Here is a 13,710-nt window from a genome sequence, read left to right as displayed (position 1 = left end):
GACACGGAGGCCGGACCGGTTCGGCGCCGGTCGCGACGACCAGGACGTCGTAGGGGACCGGTCCGGCCTCCGTGTCCAGCTCGTGGTCGGCGGGGCGCAACCCGAACACCTCGCAGCCGAGCCGCAGTTCGATGCCGAGCGCCTCGAAGTCGACGTCGAAGGCGGAGTTCTCCGCCGTGCCGAGCAGCACCGCCTTGGACAGGGGCGGCCGGTCGTACGGCTGGTGGGGTTCGGCGCCGATCAGCGTCACGGTGCCGGTGAAGCCCTGTTCGCGGAGGGCGACGGCGGTCTGCACGCCGGCCATCCCGGCCCCCGCCACCACCACGCGCCGCGGCCCGGACGGCCCCCGTTCCTGCGTCTGCTCGCTCACCCGATCACCATAGACACCCGTCCGGCGGCCGGTCACTCCTCGGCGGCCGGCCGCTCCCCGGGGGCCCCGAGCTGCTCGACCACGCTGGTGCCGCTGCCGGGCTGCGACTCCCACTCCCAGGTCTCCTCCAGCCGCACCCGCCCGTCGGGCAGTTCCACGACCGTCGACACGCAGTGGCCCGAGGCCGTGCCGCCGTCCCGTTTGAGCTGCACGTACCGGAAGTCCAGCCGGTCCCCCGCCCGGGTGCCCACCAGGTGTCCGCGGACGACGTCGCCGCCCGCGTACTCGGCCCAGACCTCGCCGTCCCGCTCGTGGTACGCGAACCGGGTACGGGTGCCGACCTGGCCCGGCGCCTGGTCGGCGACGGGGGCGAGGACGAGACCGTCGAGCGAACCGGCCATGCGGGGACTCCCTACACGTTCGTTGATCCGGAGGCTAGGGTGGCCAACGTAAGACACGCGCGGGAGCCCGGACGCACCGGGCTGAGAGGGAGGCTGGCGGCCTCCGACCGTATGAACCTGATCCGGGTCATGCCGGCGAAGGGAGGGGCTGGACGCCCATGCCGACCGCACACGCCTCGCGGCGCTCCCCCGACGTCCTCGTCGTCGGGGGCGGGATCATCGGCCTGGTCACGGCCTGGCGGGCCGCGCAGCGCGGACTGTCCACGACCGTGCTGGACCCCGAGCCGGGCGCCGGCGCCGCCCGGGTGGCCGCCGGGATGCTGGCCGCCGTCACGGAGCTGCACCACGGCGAGCAGACCCTGCTCGGCCTGAACCTCGCCTCCGCGCGCCGCTACCCCGACTTCGCGGCCGAGCTCACCGAGGCCACCGGCCACGACCTCGGCTACCGCCGCTGCGGCACGCTCGCGGTCGCGCTGGACGCCGACGACCGCGCCCATCTGCGGGAACTGCACGCCCTGCAGCAGCGGTCGGGGCTCGACGCGCAGTGGCTGTCCGGGCGGGAGTGCCGGCGTCTGGAGCCGATGCTCGCACCGGGTGTGCGCGGCGGGCTGCGGGTGGACGGCGACCACCAGATCGACCCCCGGCGCCTGGCGGCCGCGCTGGTGACCGCCTGCGAGCGGGCGGGGGTGGAGGTGCGCCGCACGTGGGCCGAGCGGCTCACCGTCGCCGGGGAGCGGGCCACGGGCGTGGTCACCGCCGACGGCACCGGGCTGGGCGCCGGGCAGGTGGTGCTCGCCGGGGGCAGCCTCAGCGGGCGGCTCGCGGGCGTCCCGGCGGACGCGCTGCCTCCGGTGCGCCCGGTGAAGGGACAGGTGGTCCGGCTCGCGATGCCGGACCGGTTCGGTCCGTTCCTGAGCCGGACGGTGCGCGCGGTGGTGCGCGGCAGCCACGTGTACCTGGTGCCGCGCGAGAACGGGGAGCTGGTGATCGGGGCGACCAGCGAGGAGCAGGGCTGGGACACGACCGTCACCGCGGGCGGGGTGTACGAACTGCTGCGCGACGCCCACGCGCTCGTCCCCGGGATCACCGAACTGCCGCTCACCGAGACCCGGGCCGGGCTGCGCCCCGGCTCCCCCGACAACGCGCCGCTGCTCGGCCCGTCCGCGCTGGCGGGGCTGGTCCTCGCGACCGGGCACCACCGCAACGGCGTACTGCTCACGCCGGTCACGGGCGACGTCCTGGCCGAGTTCCTGGCCACCGGCGACCTCCCGGCCGAGGCCCGCCCCTTCACACCCCGGCGGTTCACCGCCACCACCACCGCACGCACGGAGCAGCCCGCATGAACGATCCGGTGAACGCCGCGCCCGGCCCCGCCCGCACCGTCTCCGTCTCCGTCAACGGGGAGCCGCGCGAGGTGGCTCCCGGTACGGCGCTCGACGCGCTGGTCGCCACCCTGACCACGGCTCGCTCCGGGGTGGCCGCCGCCCTCAACGAGACCGTCGTCCCCCGCACGAGGTGGCCGCTCACGCCCCTCTCCGAGGGGGACCGGGTGGAAGTCCTGACCGCCGTCCAGGGAGGCTGACCATGGCCGACGACCCGTTCGTCCTCGGCGGCACGTCCTTCACGTCCCGGCTGATCATGGGGACCGGCGGGGCGCCCAGCCTCGACGTGCTGGAGCGGGCGCTGGTGGCGTCCGGTACGGAGCTGACGACCGTCGCGATGCGGCGGGTGGACCCCTCGGTGCACGGCTCGGTCCTGTCGGTGCTGGAGAGGCTGGGCATCCGGGTGCTGCCGAACACGGCGGGCTGCTACACCGCCGGCGAGGCGGTGCTCACCGCGCGCCTCGCGCGGGAGGCGCTCGGCACCGACCTGGTCAAGCTGGAGGTCATCGCCGACGAGCGCACCCTGCTGCCGGACCCGATCGAGCTGCTGGAGGCGGCCGAGACACTGGTCGACGACGGGTTCACGGTGCTGCCGTACACCAACGACGACCCGGTGCTGGCGCGGAAACTGGAGGACGCCGGCTGTGCGGCGATCATGCCGCTCGGGTCGCCGATCGGGTCGGGCCTCGGCATCCGCAACCCGCACAACTTCGAGCTGATCACGCAGCACGCGCGCGTGCCGGTGATCCTGGACGCGGGCGCCGGTACGGCGTCGGACGCGGCGCTGGCGATGGAACTGGGGTGCGCGGGGGTGATGCTCGCCTCGGCGGTGACGCGGGCGCAGGAGCCGGTGCTGATGGCCGCCGCCATGCGCGCCGCGGTCGAGGCGGGGCGGCTGGCCAGGCGGGCGGGGCGGATCCCGCGGCGGCACTTCGCCGAGGCGTCGTCCCCCGCGGAGGGCCTCGCCGCGCTGGATCCGGAGCGGCCCGCGTTCTGAAGGACCGTCCTCGCCGGGGCCTCGCCGATGTCTCGCCGGGCCGTCCTCCCGCCCGCGCACGGCCCGTCCCCGGCCGGCCGGGGACGGGCCGTGCGGGGTACGCCGCCGGCCGACGCGCCCCGGGGCACGTCCCCGGAGCGGGCCCGGGCCGGGGACGGTCGAGGCCGGTCGAGGCCGCTCAGGCCGGTGGCGGGACGCCTTCCTGAGCGGGGCCTGATCCACCGGGAACGCGTTCCGCGGCCCGCGCCGCGCCCGCCCGGTCCGCTCGCGTGGGTTGCGTCACAGGTCGGTCGCAGTCGCGGACCGATCCGCGACGAAGCGGTCGGGGGCGTCGGCGGCTGCTCGTAGACTCCCTGCGTGGACACGACCCTTCAGGACCCTCTGGTCGGGCAGGTGCTCGACGGTCGGTATCGCGTCGAGGCGCGGATCGCGGTCGGCGGGATGGCCACGGTCTACCGGGCCGTGGACACCCGCCTCGACCGCGTGCTCGCGCTCAAGGTGATGCACCCGGCGCTCGCCGCCGACGGTTCCTTCGTCGACCGGTTCATCCGCGAGGCGAAGTCGGTGGCCCGTCTGGACCATCCGAACGTGGTGCAGGTCTTCGACCAGGGCACCGACCGGGAGTACGTGTACCTGGCGATGGAGTACGTCGCCGGCTGCACCCTGCGGGACGTGCTGCGCGAGCGCGGGGCGCTGCAGCCGCGCGCCGCGCTGGACATCCTGGAGCCGGTGCTGGCCGCGCTCGGTGCCGCGCACCGGGCCGGTTTCGTGCACCGGGACATGAAGCCGGAGAACGTCCTGATCGGGGACGACGGCCGGGTCAAGGTCGCCGACTTCGGTCTGGTCCGGGGCGTGGGCACGGTGACGAACACCACCGGCACCGTGCTGGGCACGGTCTCCTACCTGGCACCGGAGCAGATCGAGAGCGGCACCGCCGACCCCCGCGTGGACGTCTACGCGTGCGGCATCCTGCTCTACGAGATGCTGACCGGCGAGCGGCCGCACGAGGGCGACTCCCCCGCGATCGTGCTCTACAAGCACCTGCACGACGACGTACCGCCGCCGTCGGCGGCCGTCCCCGGCATGGCGTACGGGCTGGACGAGCTGGTCGCGTCGGCGACCGCGCGCAACCCGGAGGTCCGTCCGTACGACGCGGTGGCGCTGCTCGCCCGGGCCCGCGAGGCCCGCGGCGGCCTCGACGCGGCGCAGCTGGACGCGCTGCCGCCCCAGGCCCTGTCGTCGGAGCACGACAACGCGGACGACCGGACGAGCGTCATCCCGCGCGCGCTGACGATGCCCCGCCCGCTGCCCGTGGACGAGGACGCCGGGCAGCGGGGGCAGGGCGGCGGCGCGGACCCCCGCCACCGCACCAGCCGGCTCCGGGACCCGGCGCCGCCGCCCCGGCGCGGTCCGGGACGGCGGGCTCCGGCGCTGCCGCGCGGCCCGATGGCGGTCGTCGTGGCGGTGCTGCTGGTCCTCGGGGCCGGGGCGGGCGTGTGGTACATCAACTCGGGCCAGTTCACCAAGGTCCCGCCGCTGCTGGCGAAGACCGAGCAGGAGGCCCGGGACCGGCTGGCGGAGGCCGGGCTGAAGGTCGGCGGGGTCGAGGAGGCGTACAGCGACTCCGTGAAGCGGGGCACGGTGATGCGTACGGACCCGGCGGCGGGGTCCCGCATCCGCGGCGCCGACGCGGTCTCGCTGACCCTCTCCAAGGGTCCGGAGACCGTGAAGGTGCCCGAGGTGGACGGCGTGGCACTGGCCGAGGCGCGGTCCGCGCTGAAGGACGCGGGCCTGGAGCCGGGCATGGTCACCCGGGAGTTCAGCGAGGACGTGGCCAAGGGCTCCGTGATCTCCACCGGGCCGGCGGGGGGCACCGAGGTCCGCACGGGCTCGGCGGTGTCGCTCACCGTGAGCAAGGGCCGTCCGGTGGACGTCCCCGACGTGACGGGCGAGAAGCCCGCGGACGCGCGCGCCGCGCTGGAGGAGGCCGGCCTCGAGGTGGAGGTCGCCGGCGAGCGGGTCACCTCCGGGCACGACGCGGGCCGGGTGGCCCGGCAGAGCCCGGAGGCGGGCGAGGAAGTCGTCGAGGGGGACACCGTCACGCTGACGCTGTCCGAGGGACCCGAGATGGTCGAGGTGCCCGACGTGGTCGGTGACCGCGTGGACGAGGCGACGGAGGCGCTGGAGGCGGCCGGGTTCCGGGTCGAGGAGGACCGCGGGCTGCTCGGCCTGTTCGGCGACACCGTCAGGGGCCAGTCCGTGGCGGGCGGGGACACCGCGCCCGAGGGCTCGACGATCACCCTGAAGATCCGCTGACGCGCCGGACCCGGCGGCCCGGCGCGCCGCCGGGTCCGGCGGCGGCGGACGGGCGGCGGCATGACACCCTGGAAGGGTGAAGAGTCACCTGTCCGGCCCTGCCCGCAACCCGGTCGGCGGCCACGTCCCCGTGGCCGGCGGTCTGCATTCCGTCGGCCTGTCCTACGCCCGTGAGATGCGCGCGGAGGCCGTCCAGGTCTTCGTCGCCAACCCGCGCGGCTGGGCGACGCCGACCGGCAGCCCGCAGCAGGACGAGGCCTTCCGCGAGGCGTGCGCGGCCGAGTCGGTCCCGGCGTACGTGCACGCCCCGTACCTGATCAACTTCGGGTCCCACAACCGGGTGACCGCCGAGCGGTCCGCCGAGTCGCTGCGGCACTCGCTGCGGCGCGGGCGCGAGATCGGGGCGCTGGGCGTGGTGGTGCACACCGGCAGCGCGACGGGCGGACGGGAACGGCCGGTGGCACTGGCGCAGGTACGGGAGTACCTGCTGCCGCTGCTCGACGAACTCACCCGTGACGACGACCCGTTCCTGCTCCTCGAGTCGACGGCCGGCCAGGGCTCCTCCCTCTGCTCGCGGACCTGGGACTTCGGGCCGTACTTCGAGGCACTGGACTACCACCCGAAACTGGGCGTCTGCCTGGACACCTGCCACGTCTTCGCGGCCGGCCACGACCTGACCGGGCCCAGCGGGATGCACCGGACCCTGGACCTGCTGGTGGACACGGTCGGCGAGGGACGGCTGAAGCTGATCCACGCCAACGACTCGATGGACGTGGTCGGCGCGCACAAGGACCGTCACGCGAACATCGGCGAGGGCCACATCGGCGAGGACCCGTTCCGCGCGCTGATGACGCACCCCGCGACCGAGGGCGTCCCGCTGATCATCGAGACGCCCGGCGGCAAGGAGGGCCACGCGGCGGACGTGGAGCGGCTGAAGAAGCTCCGGGAATCGTCGGCGTAGTCCCCCGCGGCCTTGGGGGGCGGGCGCACGCCGGGCCGGCTCAGAGCTCGGGCCCCTCCCCGGGCTCCTCCTGGTACGAGTAGCGCTGTTCCTTCCAGGGATCGCCGACGTTGTGGTAGCCGCGCTCCTCCCAGAAACCGCGGCGGTCGGTGGTCATGTACTCCACCCCGCGGACCCATTTGGGCCCCTTCCAGGCGTACAGGTGGGGGACGACCAGACGGAGCGGGAAGCCGTGCTCGGCGGTCAGCAGTTCGCCGTCCTTGTGGGTGGCGAACAGGGTCCGCTCGGACGAGAAGTCCGCCAGGCGCAGGTTGGAGCTGAATCCGTACTCGGCCCAGACCATCACGTGGGTGACCTCGGGCGCGGGCGGGGCGAGCTCCAGGACGGTGCGGGCCGGCACGCCGCCCCACTCGGCGCCGAGCATGCTGAACTTGGTGACGCAGTGCAGGTCGGCCACGACGCTGCGGTACGGCAGGGCCGTGAACTCCTCGTGGTTCCAGCGGGGTCTGCCCCCGTCGGCGGTGGCGCCGAACACCCTGAAGTCCCAGCGCTCGGGCCGGAACCTGGGCACCGGCCCGTAGTGCGTGACCGGCCAGCCCTTCTGCAGCCGCTGCCCCGGCGGGAGCTCGAACCGCGCCCCTTCCCCCGCTGTGCGCTCCCCCGATTCGCGTTCCGCCGGCTGACCCATGCTCCCATCCTGACAGACCCGGCGTAACGCACCGGACCGGGGTCCCATGAAATCGGTCAATGCGCCATAAAAATCGCTAAGTGCAGCCTTACTTACTAAGTCCACACTTACTGGACGATCTTCTCCGCCGGTGGAATCATGCGGCGCACCTGGCCCGTTCACCCGTACGGAAGGAGCCGCTGCGATGCAGGGCGACCCCGAGGTCATCGAATTCCTCAACGAACAGCTGACCGCCGAGCTGACCGCGATCAACCAGTACTTCCTGCACTCGAAACTCCAGGACCACAAGGGCTGGACCAGGCTCGCCGAGTACACGCGCGCCGAGTCCTTCGACGAGATGCGGCACGCGGAGGTCCTCACCGACCGCATCCTGATGCTCGACGGCCTGCCCAACTACCAGCGGCTCTTCCACGTGAGGGTCGGGCAGACGGTGACGGAGATGTTCCAGGCCGACCGGGAGGTCGAGGTCGAGGCGGTCGACCGCCTGCGCCGGGGCGTGGAGGTGATGCGCAGCAAGAACGACATCACGTCCGCCAACATCTTCGAGGCGATCCTCGCCGACGAGGAGCAGCACATCGACTACCTGGAGACCCAGCTGGAACTCATCGAGAAGCTGGGCGAGGCGCTGTACCTGTCGACGGTGATCGAGCAGACCCAGCCGGACTCCTCGGGGAACGCCCTGCCCTCGGCCTCCTAGGCCGAAGGGGTCACGCGGCTTCGGGGAACTCCGTCGCGAGGGGCGGCCGGCCCTGGTCGGCCAGCTCCCGGCGGGGGCAGGCGCCGCGGCCGAGCAGTGCCTGGATGCGTCGCACGCAGCCGCCGCAGTCGGTGCCCGCCTTGCAGGCGGAGGCGATCTGCCGGGGCGTGCAGGCCCCGGCGTCCGCATGACTCCTCACCTGTTCCTCGGTCACTCCGAAGCAGCTGCAGACGAACACGCGGGTCACCTCCCGACGTAGCGTGGGTCGTGCCGTACCGACCCCTGATCGGTGAGGCAAACCTAACCTTACCCGGCGTCGGGAGGGCGCAAAAGCGGGGTGGGGTCGGATCGCGTGTGATCCGTGCCCCACCCCGTGCCGTTCCCGGCGGGCGAACCGTGCCGTTCGGGCAGGTGGGCGGCGGGTGGCCGGCACCGGTGCCGGCCACCCGCCGCTTCCGGTGCCTACTGGTCCCGGTACATCTCGGCGACGAGGAACGCCAGGTCCAGCGACTGGCTGCGGTTGAGCCGCGGGTCGCAGGCGGTCTCGTAGCGCTGGTGCAGGTCGTCGACGAAGATCTCGTCGCCGCCGCCCACGCACTCGGTGACGTCGTCGCCGGTGAGTTCCACGTGGATGCCGCCCGGGTGGGTGCCGAGCCCCTTGTGGACCTCGAAGAAGCCCTTCACCTCGTCGAGCACGTCGTCGAAGCGGCGGGTCTTGTGGCCGGAGGCCGCCTCGAAGGTGTTGCCGTGCATCGGGTCGGTCACCCAGGCGACGGTGGCACCGGAGGCGGTGACCTTCTCGACCAGCTCGGGCAGCTTGTCGCGGATCTTGTCCGCGCCCATGCGGACGATGAAGGTCAGCCGGCCGGGCTCGCGGTCCGGGTCGAGGCGCTCGATGTACTGCAGCGCCTCCTCGGCCGTCGTGCTCGGGCCGAGCTTGACGCCGATCGGGTTGCGGATCCGCGAGGCGAACTCGACGTGCGCGTGGTCCAGCTGGCGGGTGCGCTCGCCGATCCACACCATGTGCGCGGAGACGTCGTACAGCTGTCCGGTGCGCGAGTCGACGCGGGTCAGCGCCGACTCGTAGTCCAGCAGCAGTGCCTCGTGCGAGGAGAAGAACTCGACGGTCTTGAACTCCTCCGGCTCGACCCCGCAGGCCTGCATGAAGTTCAGCGCCTGGTCGATCTCGCGGGCGAGCTGCTCGTAGCGCTGGCCGGACGGGGACGACTTCACGAAGTCCTGGTTCCAGGCGTGCACCTGGCGCAGGTCGGCGTAGCCGCCGGTGGTGAAGGCGCGCACCAGGTTCAGCGTGGAGGCCGAGGCGTTGTACATCCGCTTCAGCCGCTCGGGGTCCGGGACGCGGGCGGCCTCGGTGAAGTCGAAGCCGTTGACGGAGTCGCCGCGGTAGGTGGGCAGCGTCACGCCGTCGCGGGTCTCGGTCGACTTGGAGCGCGGCTTGGAGTACTGGCCGGCGATCCGGCCCACCTTCACCACGGGCACGGAGGCGGCGTACGTCAGTACGGCACCCATCTGGAGCAGTGTCTTGAGCTTGCCCCTGATGTGGTCGGCGGACACCGCGTCGAAGGACTCCGCGCAGTCGCCGCCCTGGAGGAGGAACGCCTCTCCCTTGGCGACGGCCGCCATCCGGGCGCGCAGCTGGTCGCACTCGCCCGCGAAGACGAGCGGCGGATACGACTCGAGGTCCGCGATCACTGCGCGCAGAGCCTCGGTGTCGGGGTACTCGGGCTGCTGCGCCGCGGGCAGGTCTCGCCAGGTGTTGCCAGCGCTCGGGCTGGTCTTAGCGTTCACGGTCACGTCTCAACATTACGGGGTGGGATGGTGCCTTCCGGGCGATGCCCAGTAAGTGAGACGCGGAACGCGTTCCGTGACCGGTGGGCGGACGCGCCGTGTCCGTGTCCGCGGCCGTGTGCGGGCGTGGACGGGGCGTGCGCCCGCGGTCCGTGCGCTAGGGTGCGTCGCATGTCCGCGCTCTCGACCCGGAACGGTTCGGCCCAGAACCCTTCCGCCCCGAACTGGTGGTGGCCCGCTCCTCCGGCGGCCCACTGACCTCGTAGCGCGTAAGCACGACTTCGCGAAGGCCGCCCGAGGGGCGGCCTTCGGCGTTCGCGGACCCCGCGGCGCCCGCGGGCCGGCCCTCCCACACCGAGGGACCACGACCGATGAACCGACCCGCGAACCAGCCGACGGACCGACCCGCGGACCTGCTCGGCCTGCTCGACGATCCCCGCCCGTTCGCCCTGCTGCGGCGGCGCACGCCCGGCCGCGACGACGCCGTGGTGGAGCTGCTGCTCGGCCCCGTCACCCCCCGCGACCGCCTGGCCGACCTTCCCGACGAAGGGCTGGCGCTCGTCCCCTTCCGGCAGATCCGGGAGCGCGGCTTCGACGTGCGCGACGACGGCACCCCGCTGCTGGTGCTGACCCCCGAGGAGCGCCACGAGATCCCGCTCGCCGAGGCCCTGGAGCGGCTGCCCGCGCACGACGTGCGGGTGGAGGGCGGCGGCTTCGACGTCGACGACGACGCGTACGCCGGGATCGTCGGGCGGGTGCTGCGCGAGGAGATCGGGCGGGGCGAGGGCGCCAACTTCGTCGTCCGGCGGACGTACGAGGGGGAGATCCCCGGGTTCGGCCGGGCCGACGCGCTGGCGCTGTTCCGGCGGCTGCTGGCGGGCGAGCGGGGCGCGTACTGGACGTTCGTGGTGCACACCGGGCGGGAGGCGGGAGGGCGAACGCTGGTCGGGGCGAGTCCCGAGGTGCACGTGCGGGCGTCCGGCGGGACGGTCGTGATGAACCCGATCAGCGGCACCTACCGCTACCCGGCCGGCGGGCCGACCCCCGAGCACCTGCTGGAGTTCCTCGCCGACGGCAAGGAGATCGAGGAGCTGTCGATGGTCGTCGACGAGGAGCTCAAGATGATGTGCACCGTCGGCGACATGGGCGGGGTCGTGGTCGGACCCCGGCTGAAGGAGATGGCGCACCTCGCGCACACCGAGTACGAGCTGCGCGGCCGGTCCTCGCTGGACGTGCGGGAGGTGCTGAGGGAGACCCTGTTCGCCGCGACCGTCACGGGGTCGCCGGTGCAGAACGCCTGCCGGGTGATCCGGCGGCACGAGTCCGGCGGGCGCGGTTACTACGCGGGGGCGCTGGCGCTGCTCGGCCGGGACGCGAACGGGGCCCAGACCCTCGACTCCCCCATCCTCATCCGCACCGCCGACATCGACGCGGCCGGGCGGCTGCGGGTGCCGGTCGGCGCCACCCTGGTGCGGGGCTCCGACCCGGCGGGCGAGGTCGCCGAGACCCACGCGAAGGCGGCCGGGGTGCTGGCCGCGCTGGGGGTGCGCCCCGGACGGCCGCGCGAGGAGTCCGTACGGCCGCGGCTGGCGGACGACCCCCGGGTGCGGGCGGCGCTGGACGGGCGGCGGGCCTCGCTGGCCCCGTTCTGGCTGCGGATGCGGGAGACGCCGGGGGCCCCCGACGGCCACGCCCTGGTGGTCGACGGGGAGGACACCTTCACCGCGATGCTGGCGCACGTGCTGCGCGCCGCCGGGCTCGGGGTGACCGTCCTGCGGTACGACGCGCCGGGACTGCGGGAGGCGGTGGCGGCGCACGAGGGGCCGCTGGTGCTCGGGCCCGGCCCCGGGGACCCCTCCGACACCGCCGACCCGAAGATGCGGTTCCTGCGCGCCCTGACCGCCGGGGTGCTCGGGGCGGACCGGCGCCACGGCGTCCTCGGTGTCTGCCTCGGCCACGAGCTGATCGCGGCCGAACTGGGCCTGGAGACCGTCCGCAAGGAGGTGCCGTACCAGGGGGCGCAGACGGAGATCGACCTGTTCGGGCGGCCGGAGACGGTCGGCTTCTACAACAGCTTCGTCGCGCGCTGCGACGACGGGGCGGCGGCGGAGCTGGCCGCGCGCGGCATCGAGGTGAGCCGCACGGCCGGCGGCGAGGTGCACGCGCTGCGCGGGCCCGGCTTCGCGGCGCTGCAGTTCCACCCCGAGTCGGTGCTCACCCTGAACGGCGCGGCGATCGTCGCCGAGCTGATCGGTCAGCTGCGCGGGACCAGGACGTTCTCCGAGCGGCGGCCCTCGGTGTAGTCGAGGACGTTGGCGACCGTGGTGTCGATGATCTGGCCGACGGCGTCCACGGTGTAGTACGCCTGGTGGGAGGTGACCAGCACGTTCGGGAAGGTGACGAGGCGGGCCAGGGTGTCGTCCTCGATGGCCTCCAGGGACTTGTCGAGGAAGAACAGGCCCGCCTCCGCCTCGTACACGTCCAGTCCGACGCCGGTGAAGCGGCCCGCGCGCAGTTCGGCGACGAGGGCCGCGGTGTCGACGAGTCCGCCGCGGCTGGAGTTCACCAGGATCGCGTCGTCCCGCATGGTTCGCAGGGCGGCCCCGTCGATCAGGTGGAGGGTCGCCGGCAGCAGCGGGACGTGCAGGCTGACCAGGTCGGACTCGGCGAGCAGCTGTTCCTTGGGGACGTAGGTCATGCCGAGGTCCCGGCAGGCGGGGTTCTCGGCGACGTCCCAGCCCAGCAGCCGCATGCCGAAGCCGTGCGCGATCCGGGTGAAGGCCTCACCGATCTTGCCGGTGCCGATGACGCCGGCGGTGCGGCCGTGCATGTCGCGGCCCATCAGCCCGTCGAGGCGGAAGTCGAAGTCGCGGGTGCGGGTGGAGGCGCGGACGATGCGGCGGTTGACGGCCATGGCGAGGGCCCAGGCGAACTCGGCGACCGAGTGGGGTGAGTAGGACGACACCCGGGCGACCGTCAGGCCGAGCCGCTCGGCCGTCTTCAGGTCGACGTTGTTGAAGCCGGTGGACCGCTGGGCGATCATCCGGGTGCCGCCGGCCGCCAGGCTCTCCAGGACTCCGGCGCCGAGGTCGCAGTTGACGCTGGTGGAGATCACCTCGTGGCCCGCCGCGATGGGGGCGGTGTCCTCGTTGAGGAAGACGTCCAGGCCGCGCACCTCGTGGTGCCCCCGGAAGGCCCGCTCGATCAGGGGCTTCTCGTCGGCCTGCACACCGAACGCGAGGATCTCCACAGGGTCCCTCCCAGGGTCGTACCGGGAACTCTTCCGCATGCGCGAATATACGGGGCCGGGGCCGGGGCACGCGCCCGGGCCGGTCGGGGCAGGCCCGCCGTTTCCGGCCCCGCCCGGTCCGCCCGGGACCCGGTCCGCCCGGGACCCGGGTCCCGGGCGGGCCGGGCGGGGCTGCTCGTCGTCGCGGTGCTACTCGTCGTCCAGGCCGCGTTCGATGGCGTAGCGGACGAGCTCCACGCGGTTGTGCAGCTGGAGCTTGCCGAGGGTGTTCTGCACGTGGTTCTGCACCGTGCGGTGGGAGATGACGAGCCGTTCGGCGATCTGCTTGTAGCTGAGGCCCTTGGCGACCAGGCGCAGCACCTCGGTCTCCCGGTCCGTCAGCCGGGGCGCCCCGGGCGCGCCGCCGTCCGGGGCGGGTGCCGGGTCGGAGGCCAGCCTGCGGTACTCGCCGAGGACCAGTCCGGCCAGGCCCGGGGTGAACACCGGGTCGCCCGCGGCCGTGCGGCGCACCGCGTCCTGGAGTTCCTGGGTGGAGGCGGACTTCAGCAGGTAGCCGGTGGCGCCGGACTTCACCGCCTCCAGGACGTCGGCGTGCTCGCCGCTCGCCGAGAGCACCAGCACCCGCAGCGCCGGGTCCGCGGCGACGACCTCCTTGCAGACCTGGACGCCCGGCTTGCCGGGCAGGTTCAGGTCGAGGACGAGGACGTCGGGGGCGGCGGCCCGGGCCCGGCGCACGGCCTGTTCGCCGTCGCCCGCGGTGGCGACCACCTCGAAGCCGGACTCGGACAGGTCCCGGGCGACGGCGTCGCGCCACATGGGGTGGTCGTCGACCACCATCA

14 protein-coding genes and 1 riboswitch are annotated in these 13,710 nt (G+C 73.7%); of the genes, 7 read left to right on the top strand and 7 right to left on the bottom strand.

The window, feature by feature from the left end; translation table 11 throughout:
- A partial coding sequence (locus AOK18_RS20570; RefSeq protein ID WP_206281571.1) for an FAD-dependent oxidoreductase occupies window positions 1–370 on the bottom strand: 370 nt, incomplete at its 3' end.
- Window positions 371–402: 32 nt separating this feature from the next.
- Window positions 403–771, bottom strand: coding sequence for an avidin-fold protein (locus tag AOK18_RS20565; protein ID WP_055571133.1), 369 nt, complete (start codon window positions 769–771; stop codon window positions 403–405).
- 49 nt (window positions 772–820) lie between these two features.
- Window positions 821–932: riboswitch (TPP riboswitch) on the top strand.
- Here AOK18_RS20565 and thiO point away from each other — a divergent pair.
- The 5 genes from thiO to AOK18_RS20540 all read left to right on the top strand — a co-directional run bounded on the left by thiO (window position 930) and on the right by AOK18_RS20540 (window position 6,427).
- Complete coding sequence (thiO, locus tag AOK18_RS20560; protein ID WP_055695326.1) at window positions 930–2,114, top strand: glycine oxidase ThiO; 1,185 nt, start codon at window positions 930–932, stop codon at window positions 2,112–2,114. It overlaps the preceding riboswitch by 3 nt.
- On the top strand, window positions 2,111–2,353 hold the full coding sequence (thiS, locus tag AOK18_RS20555) for a sulfur carrier protein ThiS (protein ID WP_055571135.1): 243 nt from the start codon (window positions 2,111–2,113) through the stop codon (window positions 2,351–2,353). The genes thiO and thiS overlap by 4 nt, the downstream gene beginning before the upstream one ends.
- Window positions 2,354–2,355: 2 nt before the next feature.
- Complete coding sequence (locus AOK18_RS20550; protein WP_055571136.1) at window positions 2,356–3,150, top strand: thiazole synthase; 795 nt, start codon at window positions 2,356–2,358, stop codon at window positions 3,148–3,150.
- A gap of 357 nt (window positions 3,151–3,507) precedes the next feature.
- Window positions 3,508–5,466: a Stk1 family PASTA domain-containing Ser/Thr kinase gene (gene pknB / locus AOK18_RS20545; RefSeq protein ID WP_055571137.1), complete on the top strand. Its 1,959-nt coding sequence runs from the start codon at window positions 3,508–3,510 to the stop codon at window positions 5,464–5,466.
- Between the two features lie 76 nt (window positions 5,467–5,542).
- Complete coding sequence (locus AOK18_RS20540) at window positions 5,543–6,427, top strand: deoxyribonuclease IV (RefSeq protein WP_055695325.1); 885 nt, start codon at window positions 5,543–5,545, stop codon at window positions 6,425–6,427.
- Between the two features lie 40 nt (window positions 6,428–6,467).
- On the opposite strand, the gene AOK18_RS20535 is transcribed toward AOK18_RS20540, so the two are convergent.
- Window positions 6,468–7,115, bottom strand: coding sequence for a sulfite oxidase-like oxidoreductase (locus AOK18_RS20535; protein WP_055695324.1), 648 nt, complete (start codon window positions 7,113–7,115; stop codon window positions 6,468–6,470).
- A 184-nt stretch (window positions 7,116–7,299) separates the two neighbouring features.
- On the opposite strand from AOK18_RS20535, the gene bfr reads away from it, so the two are divergent.
- Window positions 7,300–7,812: a bacterioferritin gene (gene bfr, locus AOK18_RS20530; protein WP_055571140.1), complete on the top strand. Its 513-nt coding sequence runs from the start codon at window positions 7,300–7,302 to the stop codon at window positions 7,810–7,812.
- Between the two features lie 10 nt (window positions 7,813–7,822).
- On the opposite strand, the gene AOK18_RS20525 is transcribed toward bfr, so the two are convergent.
- Entirely contained in the window at window positions 7,823–8,059 is a 237-nt protein-coding gene (locus AOK18_RS20525) for a (2Fe-2S)-binding protein (protein WP_206281570.1), read from the bottom strand.
- Window positions 8,060–8,274: 215 nt separating this feature from the next.
- Entirely contained in the window at window positions 8,275–9,627 is a 1,353-nt protein-coding gene (locus AOK18_RS20520; RefSeq protein WP_055571142.1) for a class II 3-deoxy-7-phosphoheptulonate synthase, read from the bottom strand.
- A gap of 365 nt (window positions 9,628–9,992) precedes the next feature.
- Between AOK18_RS20520 and AOK18_RS20515 the strand changes: the two genes are divergently transcribed.
- Window positions 9,993–11,924: an anthranilate synthase family protein gene (locus AOK18_RS20515; protein ID WP_055695322.1), complete on the top strand. Its 1,932-nt coding sequence runs from the start codon at window positions 9,993–9,995 to the stop codon at window positions 11,922–11,924.
- On the opposite strand, the gene AOK18_RS20510 is transcribed toward AOK18_RS20515, so the two are convergent.
- Window positions 11,876–12,871 carry a 2-hydroxyacid dehydrogenase gene (locus tag AOK18_RS20510; RefSeq protein WP_055695321.1) on the bottom strand — a complete coding sequence of 332 codons (996 nt, stop codon included), beginning with the start codon at window positions 12,869–12,871 and terminating at the stop codon, window positions 11,876–11,878. The two genes, AOK18_RS20515 and AOK18_RS20510, sit on opposite strands and share 49 nt — an antisense overlap.
- A gap of 189 nt (window positions 12,872–13,060) precedes the next feature.
- Window positions 13,061–13,708, bottom strand: coding sequence for a response regulator (locus AOK18_RS20505; RefSeq protein ID WP_055695320.1), 648 nt, complete (start codon window positions 13,706–13,708; stop codon window positions 13,061–13,063).
- Window positions 13,709–13,710 lie beyond the last annotated feature (2 nt).

The organism is Streptomyces prasinopilosus (genome assembly GCF_001419695.1).
Taxonomy (GTDB): domain Bacteria; phylum Actinomycetota; class Actinomycetes; order Streptomycetales; family Streptomycetaceae; genus Streptomyces; species Streptomyces prasinopilosus.
The sequence above is the reverse complement of the archived record's forward strand: the minus strand, read 5'-3'. Positions and strand labels throughout refer to the sequence as shown.